This window comes from Streptomyces sp. TOM-9 (assembly GCF_056858595.1).
In genome coordinates this window covers 2,730,781-2,756,890 of sequence record NZ_JBXEQB010000001.1, presented here as the reverse complement: position 1 = coordinate 2,756,890, position 26,110 = coordinate 2,730,781, and the positions used below count along the sequence as shown (strand labels likewise).

At 72.3% G+C, this 26,110-nt stretch carries 27 protein-coding genes; 15 read left to right on the top strand and 12 right to left on the bottom strand.

Annotated features, from left to right (window positions below; translation table 11 throughout):
• Nucleotides 1–54: 54 nt before the first annotated feature.
• The 3 genes from AC1VWI_RS12945 to AC1VWI_RS12935 all read right to left on the bottom strand — a co-directional run bounded on the left by AC1VWI_RS12945 (nucleotide 55) and on the right by AC1VWI_RS12935 (nucleotide 2,289).
• Complete coding sequence (locus AC1VWI_RS12945; protein ID WP_499511136.1) at nucleotides 55–882, bottom strand: SURF1 family cytochrome oxidase biogenesis protein; 828 nt, start codon at nucleotides 880–882, stop codon at nucleotides 55–57.
• Nucleotides 883–967: 85 nt separating this feature from the next.
• Nucleotides 968–1,222 carry a metallothionein gene (locus AC1VWI_RS12940; RefSeq protein WP_431963558.1) on the bottom strand — a complete coding sequence of 85 codons (255 nt, stop codon included), beginning with the start codon at nucleotides 1,220–1,222 and terminating at the stop codon, nucleotides 968–970.
• An 80-nt stretch (nucleotides 1,223–1,302) separates the two neighbouring features.
• Nucleotides 1,303–2,289: a DEDDh family exonuclease gene (locus AC1VWI_RS12935; protein ID WP_499511135.1), complete on the bottom strand. Its 987-nt coding sequence runs from the start codon at nucleotides 2,287–2,289 to the stop codon at nucleotides 1,303–1,305.
• Between the two features lie 269 nt (nucleotides 2,290–2,558).
• On the opposite strand from AC1VWI_RS12935, the gene AC1VWI_RS12930 reads away from it, so the two are divergent.
• Genes AC1VWI_RS12930 through AC1VWI_RS12920 form a run of 3 tightly spaced genes read left to right on the top strand, consistent with a single transcriptional unit; the run spans nucleotide 2,559 to nucleotide 5,115 of the window.
• The gene (locus AC1VWI_RS12930) at nucleotides 2,559–3,407 is read left to right on the top strand and encodes a sterol desaturase family protein (protein WP_499511134.1); all 849 of its coding nucleotides are present in this window, start codon (nucleotides 2,559–2,561) and stop codon (nucleotides 3,405–3,407) included.
• Nucleotides 3,404–4,087: a lysoplasmalogenase gene (locus AC1VWI_RS12925; protein ID WP_499511133.1), complete on the top strand. Its 684-nt coding sequence runs from the start codon at nucleotides 3,404–3,406 to the stop codon at nucleotides 4,085–4,087. Before AC1VWI_RS12930 ends, AC1VWI_RS12925 begins: the two co-directional genes overlap by 4 nt.
• Nucleotides 4,072–5,115 carry a zinc-dependent alcohol dehydrogenase family protein gene (locus AC1VWI_RS12920; RefSeq protein ID WP_499511132.1) on the top strand — a complete coding sequence of 348 codons (1,044 nt, stop codon included), beginning with the start codon at nucleotides 4,072–4,074 and terminating at the stop codon, nucleotides 5,113–5,115. Before AC1VWI_RS12925 ends, AC1VWI_RS12920 begins: the two co-directional genes overlap by 16 nt.
• A gap of 84 nt (nucleotides 5,116–5,199) precedes the next feature.
• Here the strand turns inward: AC1VWI_RS12920 and AC1VWI_RS12915 are convergent, their stop codons facing one another.
• Complete coding sequence (locus tag AC1VWI_RS12915; RefSeq protein ID WP_499511131.1) at nucleotides 5,200–6,732, bottom strand: S8 family peptidase; 1,533 nt, start codon at nucleotides 6,730–6,732, stop codon at nucleotides 5,200–5,202.
• Nucleotides 6,733–7,034: 302 nt separating this feature from the next.
• Here AC1VWI_RS12915 and AC1VWI_RS12910 point away from each other — a divergent pair, with 302 nt between their 5' ends.
• From AC1VWI_RS12910 to moaA, 3 genes are all read left to right on the top strand, one after another.
• The gene (locus AC1VWI_RS12910) at nucleotides 7,035–7,424 is read left to right on the top strand and encodes a DUF485 domain-containing protein (protein WP_499511130.1); all 390 of its coding nucleotides are present in this window, start codon (nucleotides 7,035–7,037) and stop codon (nucleotides 7,422–7,424) included.
• Nucleotides 7,421–9,058 carry a monocarboxylic acid transporter gene (locus AC1VWI_RS12905; RefSeq protein ID WP_499511129.1) on the top strand — a complete coding sequence of 546 codons (1,638 nt, stop codon included), beginning with the start codon at nucleotides 7,421–7,423 and terminating at the stop codon, nucleotides 9,056–9,058. Before AC1VWI_RS12910 ends, AC1VWI_RS12905 begins: the two co-directional genes overlap by 4 nt.
• A gap of 94 nt (nucleotides 9,059–9,152) precedes the next feature.
• The gene (gene moaA / locus AC1VWI_RS12900; protein ID WP_499511128.1) at nucleotides 9,153–10,142 is read left to right on the top strand and encodes a GTP 3',8-cyclase MoaA; all 990 of its coding nucleotides are present in this window, start codon (nucleotides 9,153–9,155) and stop codon (nucleotides 10,140–10,142) included.
• Here moaA and AC1VWI_RS12895 read toward each other — a convergent pair.
• A complete protein-coding gene (locus tag AC1VWI_RS12895) occupies nucleotides 10,125–10,349 on the bottom strand; it encodes a hypothetical protein (protein WP_499511127.1) in 225 nt (74 codons plus the stop codon). The genes moaA and AC1VWI_RS12895 overlap by 18 nt on opposite strands.
• 201 nt (nucleotides 10,350–10,550) lie before the next feature.
• Nucleotides 10,551–10,913, bottom strand: coding sequence for a DUF3099 domain-containing protein (locus AC1VWI_RS12890; RefSeq protein ID WP_499511126.1), 363 nt, complete (start codon nucleotides 10,911–10,913; stop codon nucleotides 10,551–10,553).
• 178 nt (nucleotides 10,914–11,091) lie between these two features.
• On the opposite strand from AC1VWI_RS12890, the gene AC1VWI_RS12885 reads away from it, so the two are divergent.
• A complete protein-coding gene (locus tag AC1VWI_RS12885; RefSeq protein WP_499511125.1) occupies nucleotides 11,092–11,373 on the top strand; it encodes a GlsB/YeaQ/YmgE family stress response membrane protein in 282 nt (93 codons plus the stop codon).
• Nucleotides 11,374–11,394: 21 nt separating this feature from the next.
• On the opposite strand, the gene AC1VWI_RS12880 is transcribed toward AC1VWI_RS12885, so the two are convergent.
• Genes AC1VWI_RS12880 through AC1VWI_RS12870 form a run of 3 tightly spaced genes read right to left on the bottom strand, consistent with a single transcriptional unit; the run spans nucleotide 11,395 to nucleotide 14,878 of the window.
• On the bottom strand, nucleotides 11,395–11,946 hold the full coding sequence (locus AC1VWI_RS12880; RefSeq protein ID WP_499511124.1) for an RNA 2'-phosphotransferase: 552 nt from the start codon (nucleotides 11,944–11,946) through the stop codon (nucleotides 11,395–11,397).
• 20 nt (nucleotides 11,947–11,966) lie between these two features.
• Nucleotides 11,967–13,358 carry a metallopeptidase TldD-related protein gene (locus AC1VWI_RS12875; protein ID WP_499511123.1) on the bottom strand — a complete coding sequence of 464 codons (1,392 nt, stop codon included), beginning with the start codon at nucleotides 13,356–13,358 and terminating at the stop codon, nucleotides 11,967–11,969.
• On the bottom strand, nucleotides 13,355–14,878 hold the full coding sequence (locus tag AC1VWI_RS12870) for a TldD/PmbA family protein (protein ID WP_499511122.1): 1,524 nt from the start codon (nucleotides 14,876–14,878) through the stop codon (nucleotides 13,355–13,357). Before AC1VWI_RS12870 ends, AC1VWI_RS12875 begins: the two co-directional genes overlap by 4 nt.
• A 194-nt stretch (nucleotides 14,879–15,072) precedes the next feature.
• Between AC1VWI_RS12870 and fabG the strand changes: the two genes are divergently transcribed.
• From fabG to AC1VWI_RS12855, 3 genes are all read left to right on the top strand, one after another.
• Nucleotides 15,073–15,777 carry a 3-oxoacyl-[acyl-carrier-protein] reductase gene (fabG, locus tag AC1VWI_RS12865; RefSeq protein WP_499511121.1) on the top strand — a complete coding sequence of 235 codons (705 nt, stop codon included), beginning with the start codon at nucleotides 15,073–15,075 and terminating at the stop codon, nucleotides 15,775–15,777.
• A gap of 5 nt (nucleotides 15,778–15,782) precedes the next feature.
• Complete coding sequence (gene fabI, locus AC1VWI_RS12860; RefSeq protein ID WP_499511120.1) at nucleotides 15,783–16,550, top strand: enoyl-ACP reductase FabI; 768 nt, start codon at nucleotides 15,783–15,785, stop codon at nucleotides 16,548–16,550.
• A gap of 137 nt (nucleotides 16,551–16,687) precedes the next feature.
• Nucleotides 16,688–16,963, top strand: a complete 276-nt coding sequence (locus AC1VWI_RS12855) for a hypothetical protein (protein WP_499511119.1) — start codon at nucleotides 16,688–16,690, stop codon at nucleotides 16,961–16,963.
• Here AC1VWI_RS12855 and AC1VWI_RS12850 read toward each other — a convergent pair.
• A complete protein-coding gene (locus tag AC1VWI_RS12850) occupies nucleotides 16,944–17,624 on the bottom strand; it encodes a FadR/GntR family transcriptional regulator (RefSeq protein WP_499511118.1) in 681 nt (226 codons plus the stop codon). The genes AC1VWI_RS12855 and AC1VWI_RS12850 overlap by 20 nt on opposite strands.
• Before the next feature lie 43 nt (nucleotides 17,625–17,667).
• On the opposite strand from AC1VWI_RS12850, the gene AC1VWI_RS12845 reads away from it, so the two are divergent.
• The 4 genes from AC1VWI_RS12845 (at nucleotide 17,668) to AC1VWI_RS12830 (ending at nucleotide 20,122) form a co-directional block, all read left to right on the top strand.
• Nucleotides 17,668–18,948, top strand: coding sequence for a CynX/NimT family MFS transporter (locus AC1VWI_RS12845; protein WP_499511117.1), 1,281 nt, complete (start codon nucleotides 17,668–17,670; stop codon nucleotides 18,946–18,948).
• A gap of 46 nt (nucleotides 18,949–18,994) precedes the next feature.
• Nucleotides 18,995–19,117 carry an SGM_5486 family transporter-associated protein gene (locus AC1VWI_RS12840; protein ID WP_499511116.1) on the top strand — a complete coding sequence of 41 codons (123 nt, stop codon included), beginning with the start codon at nucleotides 18,995–18,997 and terminating at the stop codon, nucleotides 19,115–19,117.
• Nucleotides 19,118–19,285: 168 nt separating this feature from the next.
• Nucleotides 19,286–19,528 carry a hypothetical protein gene (locus tag AC1VWI_RS12835; RefSeq protein WP_499511115.1) on the top strand — a complete coding sequence of 81 codons (243 nt, stop codon included), beginning with the start codon at nucleotides 19,286–19,288 and terminating at the stop codon, nucleotides 19,526–19,528.
• Between the two features lie 72 nt (nucleotides 19,529–19,600).
• Nucleotides 19,601–20,122: a SixA phosphatase family protein gene (locus tag AC1VWI_RS12830; protein ID WP_499511114.1), complete on the top strand. Its 522-nt coding sequence runs from the start codon at nucleotides 19,601–19,603 to the stop codon at nucleotides 20,120–20,122.
• A 114-nt stretch (nucleotides 20,123–20,236) separates the two neighbouring features.
• Here AC1VWI_RS12830 and serB read toward each other — a convergent pair whose 3' ends face one another.
• Together serB and AC1VWI_RS12820 are read right to left on the bottom strand one after the other, a co-directional pair.
• Nucleotides 20,237–21,478: a phosphoserine phosphatase SerB gene (serB, locus tag AC1VWI_RS12825; RefSeq protein WP_499511113.1), complete on the bottom strand. Its 1,242-nt coding sequence runs from the start codon at nucleotides 21,476–21,478 to the stop codon at nucleotides 20,237–20,239.
• Between the two features lie 70 nt (nucleotides 21,479–21,548).
• The gene (locus AC1VWI_RS12820) at nucleotides 21,549–23,210 is read right to left on the bottom strand and encodes a streptophobe family protein (protein ID WP_499516788.1); all 1,662 of its coding nucleotides are present in this window, start codon (nucleotides 23,208–23,210) and stop codon (nucleotides 21,549–21,551) included.
• 261 nt (nucleotides 23,211–23,471) lie between these two features.
• On the opposite strand from AC1VWI_RS12820, the gene AC1VWI_RS12815 reads away from it, so the two are divergent.
• Nucleotides 23,472–26,036, top strand: coding sequence for an FHA domain-containing protein (locus AC1VWI_RS12815; protein ID WP_499511112.1), 2,565 nt, complete (start codon nucleotides 23,472–23,474; stop codon nucleotides 26,034–26,036).
• Nucleotides 26,037–26,110: the final 74 nt, after the last annotated feature.

The following is a 26,110-nucleotide window of genomic DNA, read 5'->3' as shown; positions in this document are numbered from 1 at the left end:
GGCCTCCGTCTCTCCCTCTACGAGGGTCCCCGCTCTACGAGGGTGCCCCCGGCGCTAGGGCGACGCGACCGCAGCGGCGGCCGGCTCGGCCGTGGCACTGTCCTGCGCCGCCGCGCCGCGGGCGGCGAGCCGCTCCCGCCGCTCGCGGCGGACGAGGATGACCCAGCCGACCGGCACCATGGCGGTGAACAGCCACCACTGGATCGCATACCCCATGTGCATGCCGATGCTGCTGTGGTCGGGATCCGGGATCAGCTCGGGCTGCCGCCCGGAGGGCTTGGGGGAGGTCGCCGCCAGCTCGATGTAGCCGCCGACCGGCCGCTGTGCCGCGGGCAGGTCCTCTGCCACCATCCCGCTGTTGATCAGCATGATCATGCGGTCGGGCAGTCCGCCCTTGTTCCTGATGCCGGTCGCCGCGGTGGTCTCGTCCGGGCGCAGCCGGCCGGTGACGGTGACCTCGCCGGACGGTGCCGCGGGGACCTTGGGGAACGTGGTCAGGTCGGTGCCGGCGGGGACCCAGCCCCGGTTGACCAGCACCGACCGGCCGTCGGCCAGGACCAGCGGGGTGATCACGTGGTAGCCGATGCTGTCCCCGTCGGCGGCGGTGCGCTGGCGGGCGACGACCTCGTGGGCGGTGTCGTAGTGCCCGGTCGCGGTGACCGTGCGGTAGATCTGCCGCTTCGGCACGGCCGCGCCGGGGGCGGTCAGCGATTCCACCGGGACGGGCTCCGCCTCGAGGTTGTCCGCGATCAGGTGGTTGCTGGCCACCCGGCGCTCGTGCCGGTGCAACTGCCAGAAGCCCAGCTCGACCATGGCGGGCATCAGGAGCAGTGCGATCAGGGTGAGGATCACCCACTGCCGGGACAACAGGAAGCGGTACACCCCATGACCGTACAACTCGGTCGCGGGGCGCCTTCCGGAGGGGTCGGACGTGCCGGGGCGCGGCCGCCGGGATCAGCCGCCGGGATCAGCCGCCGCCGGGCAGCGAGCCGACCCGGTCGACGATGCCGCTGCGGCCCTCCGCCTTGGAGCAGTGGCCGCCGCAGTACCAGTGGCCGTCGACCTCGACCCCGTGGCCGACGATCCGTACCCGGCAGTGCTCGCAGATGGGCGCCATCCGGTGGATCGCGCACTCGAAGCTGTCGAAGACGTGCACGGCCCCCTGGGCGTGCACTTCGAAGCTCATCACGTAGTCGTTTCCGCATACTTCGCATCGGGCCATGAGGCCCAGGGTGCGGGCCGGGCCCTGGCGCGGCAATCGGTGACCGGGTGCGTCGCGGGCGCACCACTCGAACGGAGGCGTCAGCCGTGCACGTCCGGCGCGGGGGCGACGTCCCGCAGCAACTCGGCGAAGCGGCGCTCGTTGACGACCGGGGTGCCGAGCTGCCGGGCCCGTACGGTCTTCGTGGTGAGCGAGTCGGGGTCGTTGGTCACCAGGAGGCTGGTCAGCCGGCTCACGGAGGACGACACGTGCAGACCCGCCTCGGTGGCGCGGTCCTCCAGCAGTTCGCGGTCGATGCCCGTGTCGCCCGAAAAGGCGACCCGCATCCCCTGGACCAGCGGTCCGCCGGACTCCAGCCGCCCCGGGTTGGGATAGGGGCAGGCCGGCCGCTTCCGCGAGGTCCGCCAGTTCATCGGCCGGTACGTGCTGCGGTAGCCCGCGGAGACCGACTGCCGGGGGACGGCCGTGTCGATCCACTCCGTCAGGGGGCGGCAGGCGTGCAGCGGCAACTGCAGTCCGCCCGCCGCGGCCTGCCGCAGGCTGGGGCGGAACACCTCCGCCAGCACGCGCGCGTCGTCCAGGGCGTGGTGGGCGCGCTGCTGGACGACGCCGAAGTGCGCGGCCAGGGACTCCAGCTTGTGGTTGGCCAGCGGCAGCCCCAGCGCCTTGGAGAGCACGATGGTGCACAGCCGGTGCTCCACCGGCGCCACGGTGCCCGCCCGCGCGAACTCCCGGGCGAGCATGGACCAGTCGAAGACCGCGTTGTGGGCGACGAACACCCGGCCCGACAGCCGGTCCGCCAGCTCGGCGGCGACCTCGCCGAAGAGCGGGGCGTCGGCCAGCACGGCCGAGGTGAGGCCGTGGATCCACACCGGGCCCGGGTCACGCTGCGGGTTGACGGGGGTGTACCAGTGGTCCTCCACCTCGCCGCGCGCGTCCAGCCGGTAGACGGCCGCGGACACTATCCGGTCGTCGCGGCCGAGGCCGGTGGTCTCGACGTCCACGACGGCGTATCCGTCGGGGTAGGCCTCTGGCCACGACGGGTGCGGAAGCTGGGGCGCGTGCATGGAGGAACACAATACGGGCGGCCACCGACAGTGCCCGCCGCCACCCGCCCCTGGCGCACCGTCGGATCCCGCCGGGGACGGGGCGGCAGCGGCGGCGCGCGGGGCCCGTCGTGCGCGGCACCCGCGGGTCAACCACCCGTCGCATGGGCCCGGTTGGGCCGTCGCCCTTCCGAGGGGGCCGACCGGGCGGAATCCCGGGGGTACCCCCGGGTAGAACCGACAGGTAACGACCTCTAGCCGGGGCCGCCGCACGCCCTTAAGGTGCGCGCATGCCGCAACTGCCCGATGCCGTGATGTGGTCCATACCCGCGTTCGTGCTGCTCACCGTCCTGGAGCTGATCAGCTACCGGATCCATCCGGACGAGGACGCCGCCGGCTACGCCGCCAAGGACACCGCGACGAGCCTGTCGATGGGACTCGGCAGCCTGTTCTTCGACTTCCTCTGGAAGATCCCGATCCTCGCGGTCTACACCGCTGTGTACGCGTTCACCCCGTTGCGGGTGCCCGTGGTGTGGTGGACGATCCCGCTGATGCTGCTCGCGCAGGACTTCTTCTACTACTGGCAGCACCGCGGCCACCACGTGGTCCGCATCCTGTGGGCGTCCCACGTGGTGCACCACTCCAGCCGGAAGTTCAACCTCTCCACCGCGCTGCGCCAGCCCTGGACCGGCATGACGTCGTGGGTGTTCTACCTGCCGGTGATCGTCTGCGGGGTGCACCCGGCGGCACTGGCGTTCTGCTCCTCGCTCAACCTCGTCTACCAGTTCTGGATCCACACCGAGCGCGTCGACAAGCTCCCCCGCCCGGTGGAGTTCGTCCTCAACACGCCCTCGCACCACCGCGTGCACCACGCCTCGCAGGGCGGCTACCTGGACCGCAACTTCGGCGGCATCCTGATCGTCTGGGACCGGCTGTTCGGTTCCTTCGCGGCGGAGGTGCAGCGCCCGGTCTTCGGACTCACCAAGAACATCACCACGTTCAACCCGCTGCGCGTGGCCACCCACGAGTACGCCTCGATCGCCCGGGACGTCGCCGCCGCCCGCACCTGGCGCGACCGGGCGGGCCACGTCCTGCGCGGTCCCGGCTGGCGTCCGCGGGGCGAGGAGCCGGCGGCGTGACCCGGGAGCGCGCCGCCCGCGCGGCACTGGCCGCCTTCGCGGTGGTGGCCGTGGTCCACCTGGCCGCCCAGCTCGCGGGGTCGGTGACGGCCGACCACCTCACCAAGCCCGTCCTGGTGCCGCTGCTCGCGGTCTGCGCGGCGCTGCGGGGCGGCCCCCGGCTGCTGGTCGCCGCGCTGCTGTGCGGCTGGGCCGGGGACGTGCTGCTGCAGCTCGGCGGGGACACGTCCTTCCTCGCTGGGATGGGCGCCTTCGCGGCCGGGCACGTCTGTTACCTCACACTTTTCGCCGCCCGCGGGGCCTTCGCCGACCGGCGTCGCGCCGCCGCGACGGGGGCCGGCTACACGGTCGTGTGGGTCGCCGCGCTCGTCGTGGTGTGGCCGGGCCTGCCCTCCGGGCTGCGGATCCCGGTCGCCGCGTACAGCCTGCTGCTGACGGCGATGGCGGCCGGTGCGGCCGCGCTCGGACCACGGGCGACGGCAGTGGGCGGGGCGCTCTTCCTGCTCTCCGACACCCTGCTCGCGACCCGGCTCGCCGACCTCCCGCAGCTCCCGGCGGCCGACTTCTGGATCATGCTCACCTATCTGGGGGCGCAGTCCCTGCTCGCCACCGGCCGGTACGGTGGTACGACCCCATTCGTACGACCAGCGAGGACGACCTCCGTATGCGCGCGACCGTGATCCACGCCCCCCACGACATACGGGTGGAGGAGGTGCCGGACCCGGCGGTCCGGCGGCCCACCGACGCGGTGGTGCGCGTGGTGCTGGCCTGCATCTGCGGCAGCGACCTGTGGGCGTACCGCGGCGAGTCGGCCCGGCAGCCGGGACAGCGCATCGGGCACGAGTTCCTCGGCGTCGTGGAGGAGACCGGCTCCGAGGTGTCCGGGCTCAAGCCGGGCGACCTGGTCGTCTCGCCCTTCGTGTGGTCCGACGGTACGTGCGCCTACTGCGCGGAGGGTCTGACGACCTCCTGCCCGGCCGGCGGCTTCTGGGGCCAGGTCGGCTCCGACGGCGGCCAGGGCGAGGCCGTGCGCGTGCCGTTCGCGGACGCCACCCTCGTACGGCTGCCCGCCGAGGCGCTCTCCGACGACCGTCTGCTGGCCGGTCTGCTCACCCTCTCCGACGTGCTGGGCACCGGCCACCACGCCGCCGTCGGCGCCGGTGTGCGGCCCGGCGCCACGGTCGCGGTCGTCGGGGACGGCGCGGTCGGACTGTGCGGTGTGCTGGCCGCCAGGCGGCTCGGCGCGGAGCGGATCATCGCGCTCGGCCGGCACGAGGCCCGCACCGGGATCGCCCGCACCTTCGGCGCCACCGACGTCGTCGCCGAGCGCGGCGAGGCCGCCGTCGCGGCGGTCCGCGAACTGACCGGCGGCCACGGCGCCCACGCGGTCATCGAGGCCGTCGGCACCGAGCAGTCGATGCGCACCGCCGTCGCCATCACCCGCGACGGCGGCGCCGTCGGCTACGTCGGCGTCCCGCACGGCAGCGGCACCGGCCTCGACCTGAGCGACATGTTCGACCGCAACGTCTCCCTGCGCGGCGGCGTCGCCCCGGTCCGCACCTACATCCCCGAACTGCTCCCGGACGTCCTCGACGGCACCATCGACCCGTCCCCGGTCTTCGACCTCACCGTCGGCCTGGACGGCGTCCCCGGCGGCTACAAGGCGATGGACGGGCGCACCGCGCTGAAGGTCCTCGTCAAGGCCTGACCCGGGCCCGGACGCGGAACGCCCGGACAGCGGAACGCCCGGCGGGGATCCCCCGCCGGGCGTTCCCGTGTCACGCGGGGCGCGTCACTTCGTGACGGCGTCCAGGGCGTCGACGACGCCGTGGCCGTAGAAGCTGGTCACGTGCCGGCCGGCGGTGCAGGTGGCGTCCTGCACGCCGTTGCCGTCCGGGTCGTACAGACCCGTGGGGCAACCCGGGTCGTCGGCCTGGGCCTTGAGCATCCACTGCAGCTGCTCCGGGGAGGCGTGCGGGTGGCGGCTCTTGATGAGCGCGGCGACGGCGGCCACGTGCGGGCTGGCCATCGACGTGCCCTGCAGGTAGCCGTAGGTGTTGCCGGGCAGGGTGGACAGGATCCGCCCGTTGGCCGAGGGGGTGGCGGGGATCTGGTAGCGGTCGCCGCCGGGGCCCGCGACGTCGACGACGCCGAGACCGTAGCTGGAGTAGTACGACTTCAGCTTCTGCACTCCGGTCGCGGAGACGGTGACGACGCCCGGCAGCTGGGTCGGGATGTCCCAGCAGACGTGCGGGTCGATGGTCCGGGTGACCGGGGTGGTGTCGTCGGGGCTCGTCGCGTCGACGATCGCGTCCGAGTCGAGGTCGTGGTTGGAGTTGCCCGCCGAGGCGACGTTCAGCACGCCCTTCTTGTGGGAGTACTGCGCGGCCCGGTTGACGGCGTCGACGATGGCCCGCTGGTCGGGGTCGCCGAAGCAGTTGTAGAGCCACGGGTCGATGTAGTAGCTGTTGTTGGTGATCTCGACGCCGTGGTCGGCGGCGAAGACGAAGGCGCAGACCACGCTCTCCGGGAAGAACAGCTGCGTGACGGGGTCGGCCACCTTGATGGAGGCGACCTTCACGCCCGGGGCCACACCGGCCACGCCGATCCCGTTGCGCGCCGCGGCGATCTCACCCGCGACGTGCGTGCCGTGGTAGGCGTCCGGGGTGTACGGGCGCCAGGCGCCCGGGCTGGTGTCGGCCTTGCCGCCCACGCAGTTGGCGGACTGCGAGGCGGAGAAGTTGGCGGTGAGGTCCGGGTGCGTGTCGTCGACGCCGGTGTCGATGACGGCGACGGTGACCTTGCGGCTGCCCGGATTGATCCGGGCGGCCTTGTCGGCCCTGATGGCCGGCAGGTCCCACTGGTCCGGCTCCATCGGCTCCTGCGCGGCGGTGGCCGCGGACTTCGCCCGGGCGGCGTCGGCGGCCGTGATCTCCTGCACCGCGCCCAGCTCCGTCGTCGACGCCGTGGACAGCGCGGCCGTCCGGGTCGCCCCGGCGGTCTGCACACCGCGGACCTTGCGCATCTCGGAGGCGAACGCGGGGTTCGCCGAGTGGACGACGATCACGCCGATCCGGTCGTAGGTGGTGACGACGTCACCGCCGCTGCGGGACACGGCCCGCTCCACGGACTTGATGGTTCCCCGGTCGGTCTTGGTGTTGACCACGTACGACAGCGTCGGGCCGTCGTACGCGGCACTGCCGCCGCCCGAGGCGGATCCGGCGGTGGCGGCCGAGGCGGCGTTCGGCAGGAAGGCGAGAGCACTCGCCACCGCGACACCGATCGGTATCGCGAAGGCGCGGCGCCGTCTTGGCAGTGGAGCCATGGGATCTCCAATCGTCCAAACGCCCGTCCTGGCGGCCGTGTTGCCCTTGGACGGGTACATGACGCTGGAAGCTATCGCCGCCGTCGGCGCGCTATCAATGGATTGGTAAAGAAAGCTCAAGTTCCGGTTGCCGAGGAACAACCAGTTTTCAACTACCGCCCCCTGTCGGCGGCCGTGGTCGCGCATCTACCATGCGCGGGTCCGATCTTTACGTGACGTAGCTCACGTCGGCGCCCCCGTGCGCCCACGCGGGTCGCGTCGCCTGCTCGTGCCCTCTCAAGCTCCGCCCCACAGGAGGCATCGTGGACCCCGCACGACCGTCGGCAAGCTCCGGTCCGCCGTCTGCCGACTCGTACGCCGAGGTGCAGGCGAGCGCGGAGTTCGCCCAACTGCGCCGCTCTTACCGCTCGTTCGCGTTCCCGCTCACGGTCGCGTTCATCACCTGGTACCTGCTCTACGTCCTGCTGTCGAACTACGCCGGCGGCTTCATGGACACCAAGGTCGTGGGCCACATCAACGTGGCCCTCGTCTTCGGGCTCGCGCAGTTCGCCACCACCTTCGGGATCGCCGTGTGGTACTCCCGGCACGCGAACGCCAAGCTCGACGCCCGCGCGGACGCCATCAAGGCGAGCCTGGAAGGCCCTGGCCCCCAGGGCACCGACGACACCGAGAGCACGGAGGCCACCGCATGACCGCGCTGCACACCACGGGAGTCCAGGTGGTCGCGGTCGGCGCGAGCGAACACCGACCGCTCATCATCACCCTGTTCTCGGTCTTCGTCGTCGCGACGCTCGGCATCACCGTCTGGGCCGGCCGCCAGACCAAGGACGCCACCGACTTCTACGCCGGCGGCCGTTCCTTCAGCGGCTTCCAGAACGGCCTGGCGATCTCCGGCGACTACATGTCGGCCGCGTCCTTCCTGGGCATCGCGGGTTCGATCGCCCTCGTCGGCTACGACGGCTTCCTCTACTCGATCGGATTCCTCGTCGCCTGGCTGGTGGCGCTGCTGCTGGTCGCCGAACCCCTGCGCAACTCCGGCCGGTTCACCATGGCCGACGCCCTCGCCTTCCGGCTGCGGCAACGCCCGGTGCGCACGGCCGCGGGCATCTCGACCATCGTTGTCAGCATCTTCTACCTGCTGGCCCAGATGGTGGGCGCGGGCGCCCTGGTGGCCCTGCTGCTCGGCATTACCGGTGAGGGGCCGCGCCGCCTGATCGTCATCCTCGTCGGCGTCGTCATGGTGCTGTACGTGACCATCGGCGGCATGAAGGGCACCACCTGGGTGCAGATGGTCAAGGCGGTGCTGCTGATCGGCGGGACCCTGCTGATCACGTTCCTGGTCTTCGCCAAGTTCCACTGGAACCTGTCGTCGCTGCTCGGCGCCGCCGCGGAGAAGAGCGGCAAGGGCGCGGCCTTCCTGGAGCCGGGCCTGAAGTACGGCGTCACGGCCACCTCGAAGATCGACTTCATCTCGCTGGGCCTGGCCCTCGTGCTCGGCACCGCGGGCCTGCCGCACATCCTGATCCGCTTCTACACCGTGCCCACCGCCCGGGCCGCCCGTACCTCGGTGAACTGGGCGATCGGCATCATCGGCTGCTTCTACCTGATGACGATCGCGCTGGGCTTCGGGGCCGCCGCCCTGCTCACCCCGGAGACGATCACCACCTCCAACGCGGCCGGCAACACCGCGGCCCCGCTGCTCGCCCAGGAGATCGGCGGCGGCGCGGACTCCACGGGCGGCGCGATCCTGCTCGCCGTGATCTCCGCGGTCGCCTTCGCCACGATCCTGGCCGTGGTCGCGGGCCTCACCCTCGCCTCCTCGTCGTCCTTCGCGCACGACCTGTACGCCAACGTCATCCGCAAGGGCACGGCGAGCGAGAAGGAGGAGGTCGCGGCGGCGAAGATCGCGGCGGTCGCCATCGGGGCCGTGGCGATCCTGCTCGGCATCTTCGCGGGCAAGCTCAATATCGCCTTCCTGGTCGCCCTGGCCTTCGCCGTCGCGGCGTCCGCGAACCTGCCGACGCTCCTATACAGCCTGTTCTGGAAGCGCTTCAACACCACCGGGGCGCTGTGGAGCATCTACGGCGGTCTGATCACCTCCGTGGTCCTGGTGGTCTTCTCGCCCGTGGTCTCGGGCAAGGAGACCGCGATGTTCCCCGGCGTGGACTTCCACTGGTTCCCGTTGGAGAACCCCGGGATCGTCTCCATCCCCGTCGGTTTCCTGCTCGGTGTGGTGGGCACGCTCCTGTCCAAGCCGGAAGAGGACGCCGACCGCAAGTACGCGGAACTGGAGGTCCGCTCCCTCACGGGAGCCGGAGCGCATTAAACAGACTGTTGAACGTCGGTGCCGTCCCGTAGGCTGCGAAGTAACGGGACGGCACTGCCGTTCCATCGACCGGACCCTCAAAGGGAGGCGCGCCGTGCTGATCGACACCTACGGCCGGATCGCGACCGACCTGAGGGTCTCGCTGACCGACCGGTGCAATCTGCGGTGCACCTACTGCATGCCCGAGGAGGGCCTGCAGTGGCTCGGCAAGCCCGATCTCCTCACCGACGACGAGATCGTCCGGCTGGTGCGGATCGCGGTCACCCTGCTCGGCGTCAAGGACGTCCGCTTCACCGGCGGAGAGCCCCTGCTCCGCCCCGGCCTGGTCGGGATCGTCGAGCGCTGCGCGGAGCTGGAGCCCCGCCCCAAGCTCTCCCTGACCACCAACGGCATAGGCCTCGCCCGCACCGCACAGGCGCTGAGGGGGGCCGGTCTGGACCGGGTGAACGTCTCCCTGGACACCCTGCGTCCCGACGTCTTCCAGACCCTCACCCGCCGCAAGCGCCACGAGGACGTCGTACGCGGCCTGGAGGCCGCCCACGCCGCGGGCCTGACCCCGGTCAAGGTCAACACCGTGCTGATGCGCGGCGTCAACGACGACGAGGCCCCCGAGCTGCTGGCCTGGGCCCTGGAGCGCGACTACGAGCTGCGCTTCATCGAGCAGATGCCGCTCGACGCCCAGCACGGCTGGCAGCGCAGCGACATGGTCACTGCCCAGGAGATCCTGGAGAGCCTGCGGACCCGGTTCACGCTGACCGCCGAGCCCGACGCGGCCCGCGGCCACGCCCCAGCCGAGCGCTGGCTGGTGGACGGCGGGCCCGCCCGGGTCGGTGTGATCGCCTCCGTCACCCGGCCCTTCTGCAGGGCCTGCGACCGCACCCGGCTCACGGCCGACGGTCAGGTGCGCAACTGCCTGTTCGCGCGCGAGGAGACCGACCTGCGCGCGGCGCTCCGCTCCGGTGGCTCCGACGAGGAGGTCGCCGAGCTCTGGCGGACCGCGATGTGGGGCAAGAAGGCCGGCTCCGGCCTGGACGACCCCACGTTCCTGCAGCCCGAGCGGCCCATGTCAGCCATCGGCGGCTGAGCTCGACTCCCACTCCTCGAAGGGCACGACGTCCTTCAGGAAGCCGCGGACGCCCAGGAACGACGAGAGGTGCTCGCGGTGCTCCTCGCACGCCAGCCAGGTCTTGCGGCGCTCGGGCGTGTGGATCTTCGGGTTGTTCCAGGCGAGCACCCACACGGCGGGAGCGCGGCAACCCTTGGCGGAGCAGATCGGGGATTCGTCGTTCACGAACCCCATCCAAACATGGCGACGCCGGGCAGCCACGGGGGGAGCCGCCCGGCGTCGGTCCGTCGCTCCGACGGGGGATGCGGAGCGCGTACGCAGTATGTCACGCGGAAAGGCCCGCAGTGGAGTGGATCCCCATGATTGATCTGAGGTTTTCTTGAGCTTCGGAGCGGCCCCTGAGCAGCCCCGGAGCGGTGGAAAGGTTCAGACCTGACCGGAGGGGGAGCGTCCGTCCTCTTCCGGGGTCCGCTCCGCCGGCAGCAGCGGTTCGCCGGGGCCGAGCGCCGGCCGCACGGGCGGCGCGATCCGGGCCGACGGCAGTCCGGGGGCGTTCTCCCGGCCCGCGTTGGCGATGACGACGGCGATGTACGGCATCACCAGGCCGAGGACCAGCGCGATCCAGGCCAGCGGCGTCGAGACGTGCCACAGGACGACCGCCAGGATGAAGGACAGGGTGCGGACCGACATCGAGATGATGTAGCGCCGCTGCCTTCCGCGGACGTCGTCGGTGAGCCCTGCCGCGGTCCCGGTGATCCGGAAGACCTCGGTACCGCTCCGCTTCCGCATCACGTTCCACCACCTGCTCGAAACGCCGGAAGCCACCCGGTTCCGGCACTGTCCACGGTACGCCGTGGGTTTGCCGCAGAGGAGACCGGGGAGGCCGTCTGCGTGTGACAGCACCCGCCGTACGGCGTATGGCCGCCTTCGGCATGCGGCGTACCGGGGCCACGCCGAGACTGGCCGCATGAACTGGTTCTGGGCGATCATCGTCGGCATCGTGCTCGGGTTCCTGGCGAAGCTGCTCCTGCCGGGAAGGCAGGACATCCCCTGGTGGCTCACCATCATCTGCGGCATCCTCGGCGCCTTCCTGGGCAACGCGGTCGCCGGATGGATCGGCGTCCGGCACACCGGTGGCATCGACTGGATCCGTCACGTGCTCCAGATCCTGGGCGCGATCCTCGTGGTCGCCGTGATCACCCCGCTGTGGGCCTCGATCCGCGGCAGGCGGCGGCGGACGGCCACCTGACGGGGGCGCCCCGCTCAGGGCTCACAGGACGTGCTGCCGCAGATGCGTCGGGGGCACCAGGTCGGTGAGCCACACGCCGTTGGCGCTCACCCGGAACTCGTGGCCCGCGGCCGTCAGTCCGGCCGCGTCCACCGCCAGCACCACCGGACGGCCGTGCCGCGCACCGACGCGCACGGCCGTCTCCACGTCTGCGGACAGGTGGACGTCCTGCCGGGACATCGGCTTGAGCCCCTCGCGCAGCACGATCGGCAGGGTGGTGCTTGCCGTGCCGTGGAAGAGGACGGCCGGCGGCTCCGCCGGCGACAGCCCGAGGTCGACCTCCACCGAGTGCCCCTGACTGGCCCGGATCCGCCGCCCGTCCTCCGAGAACGCGTACCGCTTCTTGTTGTTGGTGGCCACGACGTGGTCGAGGTCGGTGCGCGAGAAACGCCGGCCCGCGCGGCCGGACGCGGCGATCAGCTCGTCCACGTCCACCCAGCCGGCCTCGTCCAGGGTGATCCCGATCGAGGCCGGGTCGTGCCGCAGCACCCGCGCCAGGAACTTCGAGACCTTGACCGTCTGCTTCTCGTCCATCGCCCCACCCATCGTCCTGGTCAGACCCCCTGGCTGACCGAGCTCATGTTGAAGTCCGGGACCCGCATCGCCGGGAACGCGGCCCGGGTGAACCAGTCGCTCCACTCGCGCGGCAGCGTCCGCTCGGTGCGGCCCACCTCGGTGGCCCGGCCCAGCAGGTCCACCGGCGACTCGTTGAACCGGAAGTTGTTGACCACACCGGTCACCTCGCCGCCCTCCACCAGGTAGACCCCGTCCCGGGTCAGCCCGGTCAGCAGCAGGGTGGCCGGATCCACCTCGCGGATGTACCACAGGCAGGTCAGCAGCAGACCGCGCTCGGTGTCCGCCACCATCTCCTCCAGCGACCGCTTGCCGCCGCCGTCCAGGATCAGGTTGCCCCCGGACGGCGTGAACGGCAGCCCGGTCAGAGCGGCGCTGTGCCGCGTGGTGGACAGGCGGTTGAGCACGCCCTCGCGCACCCAGTCGGTCGCCTCGACGGGCAGCCCGTTGTCGAAGACCGACGCGGCGTCACCCGAGGCGTGCGCGATGACGAACGGCGCCGACTCCAGCCCCGGTTCGGCCGGGTCGCTGCGCAGCGTCAGCGGCAGTTCCGAGAGCTTGTCGCCGACCCGGGTGCCCCCGCCCGGCCGGCTGAAGACCGTACGGCCCTCCGCGGCGTCCCGGGCCGACGCGCTCCACTGCTGGTAGATCACCAGGTCCGCCACGGCGGAGGGCGGCAGCAGCGTCTCGTACCGCCCGGCGGGCAGGTCGATCCGGCGCTCGGCCCAGGCCAGGCGCTGCGCCAGGTCGGCGTCCAGGGCCGCCGGGTCGACGTCGGTGAAGTCGCGCGTGCCGGCCCCGGCCCACGCCGAGCGCGACATGTCCTGCGACTTGGCGTTGAGCTCCAGGGTCCCGCTGGGCTGGTCGTGCCGGAGCCGCAGCCCCGAGGACGTGCCCAGGTAGGTGGAGGTGACGTAGTGGTAGGCGAACCCGTACAGCCGCCGGCCGCCGGCCCGGGCCGCGGCGAAGGACTCGCCGAGGGCGGGCGCGAAGGCGGCGAACACCTCGGATGAGGTCTCGGCCGGCGGCTCGGTGAAGGAGGCGCTCGCCGGCACCCCCTCGACCAGCGGCTGGGCGTCCTCGGCGGGGCCGGCGGCGCGCGCGGCCGCCTCGGCGGCCCGCACCAGCGGCTCCAGTTCGTCCGCGGTGACCGCGGCGCGGGACACCACGCCCGAGGCGGTGCCCTGGGAGCCGTTCACCGTGGCGATCACCGTGAGGGTGCGGCCCCGCGTCACGCCGTTGGTGGTCAGCGCGTTGCCCGCCCAGCGCAGGTTGGCCGAGGACTCCTCGTCGGCGATGACGACGCAGCCGTCCGCCCGGGACAGTTCCAGGGCGCGCTCGACGATCTCGTGGGGCTTCGAAACGGAGCTCATCGACCGGCCTCCTGCGTGGTGTTGAGGATGTTGACGCCGCGGAAGAGCGCGGAGGGGCAGCCGTGCGAGACGGCGGCGACCTGACCCGGCTGGGCCTTGCCGCAGTTGAAGGCGCCGCCCAGGACGTAGGTCTGCGGCCCGCCGACGGCCTCCATGGAGCCCCAGAAGTCGGTGGTGGTGGCCTGGTAGGCGACGTCGCGCAGCTGCCCGGCCAGCCGGCCGTTCTCGATCCTGAAGAAGCGCTGGCCGGTGAACTGGAAGTTGTAGCGCTGCATGTCGATCGACCAGGAGCGGTCGCCCACGACGTAGATGCCGCGCTCGACGCCGCCGATCAGCTCCTGCGTGGACGGCCCGTCCGGCGCGGGCTGCAGCGACACGTTCGCCATCCGCTGCACCGGGACGTGGCCGGGGGAGTCCGCGTAGGCACAGCCGTTGGAGCGCTCGAACCCGGTGAGCCGGGCGATCCTGCGGTCGAGCTGGTAGCCGACCAGGACGCCGTCCTTGACCAGGTCCCAGGACTGCCCGGCCACGCCCTCGTCGTCGTAGCCGATGGTCGCCAGGCCGTGCTCGGCGGTGCGGTCACCGGTGACGTTCATGTGCGGGGAGCCGTACTGCAGCGTGCCCAGCTGGTCGAAGGTCGCGAAGGAGGTGCCCGCGTAGGCGGCCTCGTAGCCCAGCGCACGGTCCAGCTCGGTGGCGTGGCCGATCGACTCGTGGATGGTCAGCCACAGGTTCGAGGGGTCGACCACGAGGTCGTACGAGCCCGCCTCCACCGGGGGCGCCGCCATCTTCTCGGCGAGCAGCCCGGGGATCTCCGCGAGCTCCGCGTCCCAGTCCCAGCCGGTGCCGGTCAGGTACTCCCAGCCGCGGCCGGCCGGCGGCGCCAGGGTGCGCATCGAGTCGAACTCCCCGGACTCCGGGTCCACCGCGACGGCGGTCAGCTCCGGGTGCACCCGTACCCGCTGCTGGGTCGTGGTCGTCCCCGCCGTGTCCGCGTAGAACTTGTTCTCGTGGACGGTCATCAGGGAGGCGTCGACGTGCGACACGCCGTCGGCGGCCAGCAGCCGGCCGCTCCACTCGGACAGCAGACCCGTCTTGTCGGCATCGGGCACCTCGAAGGGGTCGGTCTCGTACGAGGAGACCCACACCCTGTCGGAGTGGACCGGCTCGGCCGCCAGCTCCACCCGCTCGTCGGAGCCCGCCGCGGCGATCACCTTGGCCGACAGCTTCGCCATCGCGACCGCCTGCCCGGCCACGCGCGCCGCGGCGTCCATCGTCAGGTCGACCCCGGAGGCGAAGCCCCACGCCCCGCCGTGCACCACGCGCACCGCGTAGCCGACGTCCGTGGTGTCCGACGACCCGGACGCCCTGCCGTCACGCAATCGCCACGAGGCGCTGCGCACCCGCTCGAGACGGAAGTCCGCGTGCTCGGCTCCCAGGGCGCGGGCGCGTGCCAGCGCCGCGTCCGCGAGCGCCCGCAGCGGCAGCGCCAGGAATGACTGATCGACCTCGTGGGGCACGACGGCCTCCCGTTCTGTCCAATCGTCAAGGTCTCCGCAGTGAATCATGCCGCTCCGACAATCCGCCCGCCTGCGGTTTTCTGTAGAGACTCGACAGCGACTCGCACACGCCCCTGTCGGGGGTCGATTCCCCGTACCGCGAGGTAGGCAGATAGTTTTCTGGAGTACCAGACCTCTAGGGAAAGGGTGATCCGTTGAGCCGCTCGGTTCTCGTCACCGGAGGAAACCGGGGCATCGGCCTCGCCATCGCCAGGGCGTTCGCCGACGCGGGCGACAAGGTCGCCGTCACCTACCGCTCGGGCGAGCCCCCGGAGGGGCTCTTCGCCGTCAAGTGCGACATCACCGACGGTGAGCAGGTCGAGCAGGCGTTCAAGGAGATCGAGGCCCAGCAGGGTGCGGTGGAGGTGCTGGTGGCGAACGCCGGCGTCACCCGCGACCAGCTGCTGCTGCGGATGTCCGACGACGACTTCACGTCCGTCGTGGACACCAACCTCACCGGCACCTTCCGCGTGGTCAAGGCCGCGTCGAGGAAGATGCTGCGCGCCCGCAAGGGCCGCATCGTGCTGATCTCCTCCGTGGTGGGGCTGCTCGGCTCGGCGGGCCAGGCGAACTACGCCGCGTCCAAGGCCGGCCTGGTCGGCTTCGCGCGCTCCCTCGCCCGTGAGCTCGGCTCGCGCAACATCACCGTCAACGTCGTCGCCCCCGGCTTCGTCGACACCGACATGACCCGTGTGCTCACCGACGAGCAGCGGAAGAACATCGTCAGCCAGGTCCCGCTGGCCCGCTACGCGCAGCCCGAGGAGATCGCCTCCTCGGTCCGCTTCCTCGCCTCCGACGAGGCGGCATACATCACCGGAGCCGTCATTCCCGTCGACGGCGGATTGGGTATGGGTCACTGAGCACCATGAGCGGAATCCTCGCTGGAAAGCGCATCCTCATCACCGGCGTGCTGATGGAGTCCTCCATCGCGTTCCACACCGCGAAGCTCGCCCAGGAGCAGGGTGCCGAGATCATCCTCACGGCGTTCCCGCGGCCCACGCTGACCGAGCGCATCGCCAAGAAGCTGCCCAAGCCGGTCAAGGTCATCGAGCTCGACGTCACCAACGACGAGCAGCTGGCCTCCCTCGCCGACGTGGTCGGCGCGGAGCTGGGCGGCCTCGACGGCGTCGTGCACTCCATCGGCTTCGCGCCGCAGGACGCCCTCGGCGGCAACTTCCTCAACACGCCGTTCGAGTCCGTCGCCACCGCGATGCACGTCTCGGCGTACTCGCTGAAGTCGCTCACCATGGCCTGCCTGCCGCTGATGCAGGAGGGCGGTTCTGTCGTCGGCCTCACCTTCGACGCGCAGTTCGCCTGGCCCCAGTACGACTGGATGGGCCCGGCCAAGGCGGCGCTGGAGGCCACCTCCCGCTACATCGCCCGGGACCTGGGCAAGCAGAACATCCGCTGCAACCTGATCTCGGCGGGCCCGATCGGCTCCATGGCCGCCAAGTCCATCCCGGGCTTCGGCGAGCTGGCCGACGTCTGGAACCACCGGGCCCCGCTCGAGTGGGACCTCGCCGACCCCGAGCCGGCCGGCCGCGGTGTCGTCGCGCTGCTGAGCGACTGGTTCCCCAAGACCACGGGGGAGATCATCCACGTCGACGGCGGTCTGCACGCGGTCGGCGCCTGATCGTAGGGGCCCGTTCCGGCCCCTTCGCGTACGGGGCGCCGTCCCCCGTTCGGCCCAGCAGACCGGGTGGCCGGACCCCCCGGGCCGGGAGGATGGCTGTGCGGGGGCCGGGGGCGAGCGGAGGGAGGGCGTCGATCGTGCGTCCCTACGTATGCGCCGCGACCACCGCCGCGGCACGGATGCCGGACGTCGCGCAGTGCCGGACCTCGGTGCAGGGCAGCGAGGGCGTCGCCGTCTGCTTCAACCCCGACCCCGACCTGGACCGCGTGCAGCTGCACATCGAGTGCCTCCAGTGGTGGGACCCGGACGTCGACGGAGCCCCCGTCCCGGTAGGACCCGCGCAGACCGTCACGCTCAGCGACCGCTGCTGGCAGGAGATCCAGGAGGTCTGGGTCACCGGGACGCTGGACTGAAGCGGCAGCTGAAGGCGTGTGCAGAGGCCTCGGCGGAGGCCGCCTCCTGATCTCCGGCCCGGATCGCCTCGACCAGGCGGGCGTGGTCCACGTACTGCTCGGCGCGCAGCTCCTCGCCGACGTCCGCGCGCAGGAAGGCGCGCAGCACCTCGCCGAGGTCGGCGTAGAGCTCGGCGACGACGTCGTTGTGCGAGGCCGCCACGACGGACAGGTGCAGCGCCGCGTCGGCGTCGACGAAGGCCTCGGTGCGGCCCGACTCCCAGGCCCGTTCGCGCCGGGCCAGGGCCGCGTCCAGCTGCTTCAGGTCGCGGTCCGTCCGCCGCTGCGCGGCGAGCGCGGCCGCGGACGCCTCCAGGGCGCTGCGCAGCTCGGCCACGTGCCGCGGGTCGGCGTCGGCGAAGCGGCGGTGCATCACCCCGGCGAGCTCGCTGGTGGCCAGCACGTAGGTGCCGGAGCCCTGCCGGATGTCGAGCAGTCCGTTGTGCGCGAGTGCCCGCACCGCCTCGCGGACGGTGTTGCGGGCCACCCCGAGCTGCTCGACCAGCTGGGTCTCGGTGGGGATCCGCGACCCCACCGGCCACTCACCGGAGGTGATCTGGGCGCGCAGCTGCGCGATCACCTGGTCGGCCAGGGCGGAGCGCCGGGGTGAGGTCAGGGGCATGGGGTCTCCTCAACATTCATCCCATCATTCTATGATGGTCGGCATGCGTGACGACGAAGCGACGCTCGACCCTGCCACGGAACGGGCCACCATGCCCGCACACCTTCCCCCCGCCGCGCAAGGCGTACGGCGCACCCGGATCCTGGTGGCGGTCGCGCTGGTGCTCGCCGCCCTCAATCTGCGGCCCGCCATCACCAGCCTCGGCGCCCTCCTGGAGGAGGTCCGCGACGGCCTCGGCATGAGCGGCACCGTCGCGGGCCTGCTCACCTCCGTCCCCGCGCTGTGCTTCGCCGTGTTCGGGGTGACCGCGCCCCGGCTGGCCCGCCGCCGCGGCCCCGGCGCCGTGGTCTGCGCCGGGCTGGTCGCGATCACCCTCGGGCTCTTCCTGCGTCCGTTCGCCGGCGGAACGGCGCTCTTCCTCGCCGCCAGCGCCCTCGCGCTCGGCGGCATAGCCGTCGGCAACGTCCTGATGCCCGTCGTCGTCAAGCGCTGGTTCCCGGACCGGGTGGGCACCATGACGGGGCTCTACTCGATGGCCCTGTCCCTGGGCACCGCCCTCGCCGCCGCGGCGACCGTCCCGGCGACCCGCGCCTTCGGTGGCGACTGGCGGCTCGGCCTCGCCGCCTGGGGCGTGATCGCCGCCGTCGCCGTGCTGCCCTGGCTCGCCCTCGTCCGGGACCGGGACCACGCCCCCACGGCCCCCGCCGCCACCCCCGCAGCTCCGCCCGCGGAGCGGGCGCCCTCCGGCAGCATCGCCCGCAGCCGCACCGCCTGGGCACTCGCCGTCTACTTCGGGCTCCAGGCCACGGGCGCGTACATCACCATGGGGTGGCTGCCGCAGATCTTCCGTGACGCCGGGGTCTCCGCCTCCACCGCCGGCGTGCTGCTCGCCGTCACCATGGTGATGGGCGTACCGCTCTCCTTCGTGCTGCCCGCGCTCGCCGGCCGCATGCGGCACCAGGGCGGACTCGCCGTCGGCCTCGGCCTGTTCGGGATCGTCGGCTACGGCGGCCTGTGGGCGGCCCCGGCCGCCGCGCCCTGGGTGTGGGCCCTGCTGCTGGGCATCTCCAACTGCTCGTTCCCGCTCGCCCTCACCATGATCGGGATGCGCTCGCGCACCGGCGGCGGGGTGGTGCGGCTGTCGGCCTTCGCGCAGTGCACGGGCTACCTGCTCTCCATCCCCGGTCCGATCCTCGTCGGGGCCCTCTACCAGCACACCGGCGGCTGGGACCTGCCCGTGGCCTTCATGCTGGCCCTGCTGGTGCCGCAGATCGCCGCGGGCGTGGTCGCCGGCCGCGACCGCTCCGTGGAGGACGAGCTCTGACCACCCGCGTGCGCAGGCGCCGCGACCGGGTGCGAGACTGGGCCGCATGCCCGTGCTCGAGCCCAACCCCCCGCAGCCGCAGAAGAAGCTCCTGATCATCTTCGGCCTCATGATGGCCGTGCCCGCCCTCGTCGCGGTGATCGCGATCATCGGCGCCAAGTTCGGCTGACCTGCGACCCCGAGACCCGGGGTAGGGACAACCCCACCTCCCCTAGGGGGCCAGGGTCAGGGTCGAGTGGGTGGGCCACCCGATGGGCCCGGCGGCCGTCCTTCCGTAGCGTCGTGGTGCAAGGTCGGACACCGCTCCGGCACCCCGGCTGACCCACGGAGGCGTCCCGTGTCCCTGCAGGCTGTTCCCTCGCGTCCCCCGCGAACCCGCGCCGCCCGCCCGGCGGTCGGGGGCGGCACGCAGACGCGCCTGCCGTGGTGGGCGCTCGCCCTGCCCGCACTCGCCTTCGTGGCGCTGCTCGCCCTGGTCGCGGGCCCCGGCGCCGCGGAGGCCTCGGCCGCGGAGCCCGTCGGACAGCTCCTGCACGCGGTCGGCGAAGGGCTCCCGGGGCTCCTGCAACACCTGCTGTGACCCTCCCGCGGCGAACCGTGATCCGTCCCGCAGCCCGCGCCCGGCGGCCGGATTTCTGGAAAGCTGAGGGTCATGAGCGCAGCTGCATCGCCCCGCCGGATCGTCCTGCTCCGGCATGCCAAAGCCGACTGGCCCGACGTCCCCGACCACGAGCGACCGCTGGCGGAACGGGGACGCAAGGAGGCCCCCGTCGCCGGCCGCAGGCTCGCCGAACTGGGGATCCCGTTCGAACTGACCCTCTGCTCCTCGGCCGCGCGCACCCGCGAGACGTGGAAGCTGGCCGCCCACGAACTCCCGCACCGCCCGCGCACCGTCTACGAGGAGCGCCTCTACGACGCCACCCTCGGTGACCTGATCGCCCTGCTCAACGAGACCCCGGAGGACGTCGACGACCTGCTGCTGGTGGGCCACAACCCGACCATCCACGCACTGGCCGACGCCCTCGCTGGGGAGAGCGACGGGGACGCCCGCGCGCGGATGAACCGCACCGGATTCCCGACGGCGGCCATCGCGGTGATCACCTTCTCCGGTCCGTGGAAGACGGTCGAGCACGGCGTCGGCCGCCTCGTCGACTTCTGGTCGCCGCACGACTGAGCCGCAGCCGGCCGAGCCGCAGGGACGCAGGGACGCAGGGACGCAGGGACCGTACGGAAAGGGCTCCGGAGCACCTGCTCCGGAGCCCTTTCCCTGCCCTTGGGTCCGCGCCGGTCAGGCCCCGGCGGCCGCGCCGTCCCCGGCGTCGGCCGCCTCGACCTCCTCGCGCGTGATGCCCAGCAGGTAGAGCACGGTGTCCAGGAACGGCACGTTGACCGCGGCGTCCGCGGCCCGCCGCACCACAGGCTTGGCGTTGAAGGCGACCCCCAGGCCCGCCGCGTTGAGCATGTCCAGGTCGTTGGCGCCGTCGCCGATGGCGACGGTCTGGCTGAGCGGCACCCCGGCCTCCGCCGCGAAGCGCCGCAGCAACCGGGCCTTGCCCGCCCGGTCGACGATCTCGCCGGTCACCCGGCCGGTGAGTTTGCCGTCCACGATCTCCAGGGTGTTGGCGGCGGCGAAGTCCAGTCCCAGCCGCTCCTTGAGGTCGTCGGTGACCTGCGTGAAGCCCCCGGAGACCACGCCCACCTGGTAACCCATCCGCTTGAGCGTGCGGATCAGCGTGCGGGCCCCGGCCGTCAGGCGCACCTCCTGGCGGACCTTGTCCACCACGGACTCGTCCAGCCCCTTGAGCAGGGCGACCCGCGCGTGCAGGGACTGCTCGAAGTCCAGTTCGCCGCGCATCGCCGCGGCCGTGACCTCGGCGACCTGGTCCTCGCAGCCCGCGTGCGCCGCGAAGAGCTCGATCACCTCGTCCTGGATGACGGTGGAGTCCACGTCCATGACCACCAGGCGCTGCGCCCGGCGCTGCAGCCCGGCCGAGACCACGGCCACGTCCACCCCGCGCTCGTGGGCCTCCAGGGCCAGCGCGGGACGCAGGGTGGCGGTGGCGACACCGGACACGGCGAACTCCACGGCCGTCACCGGGTACTTCGCGAGCCGGAAGATCCGGTCGATGTTGCCGCCGGTGCCGGTGATCCTGGCCGCTATGGCCGCCGTGGACTCCGCGGTCAGCGGGTGCCCGAGCACCGTCACATGGGAGCGGCCCTCGCCGCGCGGCCGGTTGTCACCGATGCCGGAGATGATCTCGGCCTGCAGGCGCATCGACTCCGCCCACGCGTGCACCGTGGCGCGCAGCTCGCCCTCCACCGAACGGCCCGCGGGGGCGGGCACCAGGGCGCAGAGCACGATGCGCCCACGGGTGACGACCTGCTCGATGTCGATGACGTTCACCTGGAAGCGGGCCAGCGTCTCGAAGAGCCCGGCGGTGATCCCCGGCCGGTCCTTCCCGAAGATCTTGACCAGCAGCGTCGGCACATTGGCGGCGGTGGCAGCGGTCGCCTGCGATGCGTCGTTCATGGTGCCTCCACCGTATCGGGCACCGCGCCCCGGACGGACATGTGTTCCGCCTGGCGGACACCGTCCGTGGTCAGCGGCGGCCCCCGGGCGCGCCGGGCGGCGGCGGGCCCTCGCGCGACGGGCCGGGCGGCGGCCCCGGGGGAGGCTTGGGCGGCCCGGGCGGCGGGGGCAGCGGCGCCCCGGTGACGGTCCGCGTGGAATGCGGTGCCTGGCCCTGCGGGGGCTGCCGGTAGGGGTTGGGCCCGGCGTCCGGCCGGCCGTGACCGGTGCTCGGGATGTACGGACCGGGCTGGTAGGCGATGCCCGGGTACGTGCGGGAGCTGCTCTCCCCGGCCGCCGCCTCCGCGGCCCGGCGCAGCGCGTACGGAGACACCCGGCGCCCGGCGGTGCCCGTCAGCAGGGCCAGCAGCGCCCCCGCGCCGCCCGCCACCGCCCCCCAGGCGGCGCCCAGCAGGAACGCCAGGGGAAGGCTGCCGTGCAGGTCGACGCCGGCGCCCACGGCGTCGAACCCGAAGACCGAGACGCCCGCGTTCACCGAGACCCCCGTCACCCACACCAGCAGGGGGAACGCGACCGCCGTGACCAGGCCGAGCCGCACCGCGCAGCGCCCCGCGTACCCGGCCCGCGTCGCCCCCCACAGCGGGGTGCGGGCCGCCGCCAGCGCCCCCGCCGCCAGCATCATCAGCGCCGCGGCGACGGTCAGCAGCCACACCCGCTGGTCGTACTCGGCCAGCCGGGCGGGCGTCACCGGCTCCGCCACGCTGGTCGACAGCAGCCGGTCCAGCGGATCCGGGAGCACCTTCGCCAGCTCCCCGGTGGCCGTGCCCCGCCAGGACACGAACAGCCCGAGCGGCACCGCAAGCCACACCCCGTTGGGCGCCCCCAGCAGGGCGGCCCCGGCGATCCGGCCGGGCTCGTCACCTGTCACCGCCGCGTACCCGGCGGCGGAACAGCCCGCGACGACGGCCAGCAGCAGCACCCAGCGCAGCGCCGACGCGGCGGGCCGCACGACCCGGTGCAGCCCTTCGAGGGCGGGCGGCAGCGGCGTACGGCGCGAGGTGAGCAGGGCCAGCAGCAGCACGACCAGCACCCACAGCAGGCCGCCCAGCAGGGTGCGGCCGGTGGCGACGTGGAAGCTCACCGAGGCCTTGGCGTCGATCAGGTCCTGCAGCCCGTCCCCGAGCCCCCCGCCGATGTCACCGATGCCCGGGATCTGGTCCGTCAGGCCGCCGCCCTTCTCCCCGCCCAGCGCGGCGCCGTCGAGGGCGATGGTGTCCTCCCCGGCCCAGGCGAGTGCGCCGAGCAGCGTCACGAAGAGCACCGCCACCGCCCCGGCCCGCGCGGCGAGTTCACCCCCGGGGACGGTCAGTCCCGCCCCGCGCAGCGACCGCAGGAACACCCAGGTCAGCAGCAGGGCCCCCACCAGGCCGACGCCCAGCGGCATGAGGTCGAGCCGGCCCTCGCCGCCCGCACCTCCCAGCCCGAACACCGCGACGTCACCGGAGGGGACGACCTTGCCGCCCACCGCCATCGCGACCACGGCCGCCGTCATCGGCCCCAGCGAGCCCGCGGTGTCCGCACCGAGCAGGTGCAGCCCCAGCGCGGCGGCCCCCACCATCCCCAGGTACGCCCAGCTGACCGCGGCGACCGCGGAGAGCAGCACACCGCCCCAGGGGACCGGGCGCCCCGGGTGCGCAGGCGCGTTGGAAGGTGTGGAGGTGTACGCGGTCATGCCCGCCCCCGAGGTCTCGCGTCCGAACCGCCTGCGCTGCATGGTGCCCTGATCCGTCATGATCCGCACGGTTCATGGGCGGTTACCACTCTCCGGTGGTGTTTCGGCGCCGTCAACGGCTTCTCGGAAGAGGGTTCACATCACTCCCCTCGCACGGCTTCCCGACGGGTGGGCGTGCCTGGAATGGTTCCTCCCGATGTTCGCAATCCCTAGACTCCCCCCATGGGGGATAACCCGGGGGACAACTTTGTGGGGCTTGGGGTGCCTGAACTCGTACTCGAACTGAACGGACAGACCTGGGCGCTCGATCCGGCCAGGTCCTACAGCCTCGGCCGGGATCCGCAGTCGGACGTCGTCCTCGACGACGCGCGGGTCTCCTGGCGGCACGCCACCATCCGCCGGGGCGAACGCGGTTGGGTCATCGAGGACCTCGGCAGCACCAACGGCACCTACGTCCAGGGCCAGCGCGTCCACGCCTACGACGTCGCCGCCGGGGCCGCCGTCAACCTCGGCAACGCCACCGACGGCCCGCGCCTGAGCTTCAGCGGCGGCGCCGCGGCCGGCGGTGACATCTACAGCGCCGACACCGCACTGGCCAACCCGCAGCAGCAGGCCCGCCAGTCCGGCCCCGCCGCGCAGGGGACGCCCCACTCCGTCGCCCCGCCGCGGCAGGGCGGCTGGGGGAACGGGTCGTCCGCCGCGCACGTGCCGCAGCCCTCGCAGGGCGCACGGCCGGACCAGCGCAAACCGCAGGCGCACATCCCGTCCCCGCACGGGCCGTCGGGCGCCTCCGGCGCGCCGCCCGTCTACGGCGACCGCAGCCCGACCACCTTCCACCACCTGGTGCTCGGCCGCGTCATGAAGATCGGCCGTGCCCTGGAGAACGACCTGGTCGTCTCCGACCTGCAGGTCTCGCGCTTCCACGCGGAGTTCCGCGCGCACCCCGACGGCCGCTACGAGATCGTCGACCTCGGCAGCCACAACGGCACGTACGTCAACGGCCAGCCGATACAGCGTCATCTCCTGGGCCCCAACGACATCGTGGGCGTCGGCCACTCCACCTTCCGGCTCGTCGGCGACCAGCTCGAGGAGTTCGTCGACACCGGCGAGATCTCCTTCTCCGCCCGCCGGCTCACCGTCCGCGTGCCGCAGGGCAGCACGACCAAGACCATCCTCAACGACGTCTCCTTCGGCGTCCCCGAGAAGTCGCTGGTCGCCGTCATCGGCCCGTCCGGCTCCGGCAAGTCGACGCTGCTGCGCGCCCTGACCGGCTACCGCCCGGCCGAAGAGGGCGAGGTGCTGTACGACAGCCGCAACCTCTACAAGCAGTTCGCCGAGCTGCGGCAGCGCATCGGCCTCGTCCCGCAGGACGACATCCTGCACAAGGAGCTGACGATCCGCAGGGCCCTGCGCTACGCGGCCAAGCTCCGTTTCCCCGGCGACACCAAGGCCGCCGAGCGCGAGGCCCGCATCGACGAGGTGCTGCGCGAGCTGAAGCTCGACGTGCACGCCGACAAGCGCGTCACCTCGCTCTCCGGCGGCCAGCGCAAGCGCGTCTCCGTCGCCCTGGAACTGCTCACCAAGCCCTCGCTGATCTTCCTGGACGAGCCCACCTCCGGTCTCGACCCGGGCATGGACCGCGACGTCATGAAGCTGCTGCGCGGCCTCGCCGACGACGGCCGCACCGTGCTCGTCGTGACCCACTCGGTGGCGGAACTCGCCCTGTGCGACAAGCTGCTGGTGATGGCGCCGGGCGGCGCGGTGGCCTACTTCGGCCCGCCCGAGGAGGCGCTGAACTTCTTCGGCTACGAAACCTGGGCCGACGTCTTCTCCGCCTTCGAGAACTACCGCGACTACGACTGGTCCGGTCGCTGGCGCGGCTCTCAGCACTACCAGATCTACGCCGCGGACCTGGACGCGGTCGCCCCGCAGTCCGTAGGCGCCGCCCCGCAGCGGGCCAAGCCGCCCAAGCCGCAGAGCTGGCCGGCGCAGTTCGTCACCCTCGTCCGCCGCTACCTGTCGGTGATCGCCTCCGACAAGGGCTTCATGGCGCTGATGGTGATCCTCCCGGCCGTCCTCGGCCTGGTGAGCGTGGTCATCCCGGCGAAGTTCGGCCTCGCCCCACCCGACGAGGCGGGGAAGTTCAACGCCGACGCGGGCACCATCATGCTGATCATCGCCGTCGGCGCCTGCTTCTCGGGCGCGGCCAACTCGGTGCGCGAGCTGATCAAGGAACGGGTGATCTACGAACGGGAACGCGCCACCGGCCTGTCCCGCTCCGCGTACCTGGTCTCCAAGGTCTTCGTGCTCGGTCTGATCAGCGCCCTGCAGGGCGTCATCATCTGCGCCATCGGGCTGTCGGTGCGCAAGCTCCCCGAGGAGGGCCTGATCGTCAAGGGCTTCCCGGCCGCGGAGATCACCCTGGTGGTCATCGCCCTGGGCTTCACCTCGATGATGTTCGGCCTGGTGATCTCCTCGCTGGTGAAGACCGCCGAGAAGACCATGCCCCTGCTGGTGATGTTCGCGATCGTCCAGGTCGTCTTCACCGGCGTCCTGTTCCAGATCTTCGGCACCGTAGGCCTGGAGCAGGTCGCCTGGCTGATGCCCTCCCGCTGGGCCGTCGGCGCCGCCGGCGCCACCCTCGACCTCGGCCGGCTCATGCCGCCGTGGGACCAGGCCAAGCCCGACAACCTGGACCCGCTGTGGGAGCACTCGGCGAGCCAGTGGGGCTTCGACATGGCGATCCTGCTCGGCATCGCCCTCGTCTGCGGCATCCTCGTCCTGAGGCTGCTGCGCCGCCACGAGCCGGAGGTCATGCGCAAGTAGCGGCCCCCGCGTACGGATGCGGAAGGCGGCGGCTCCCCAGGGAGGGGAACCGCCGCCTTCCGCATGTCCGTACG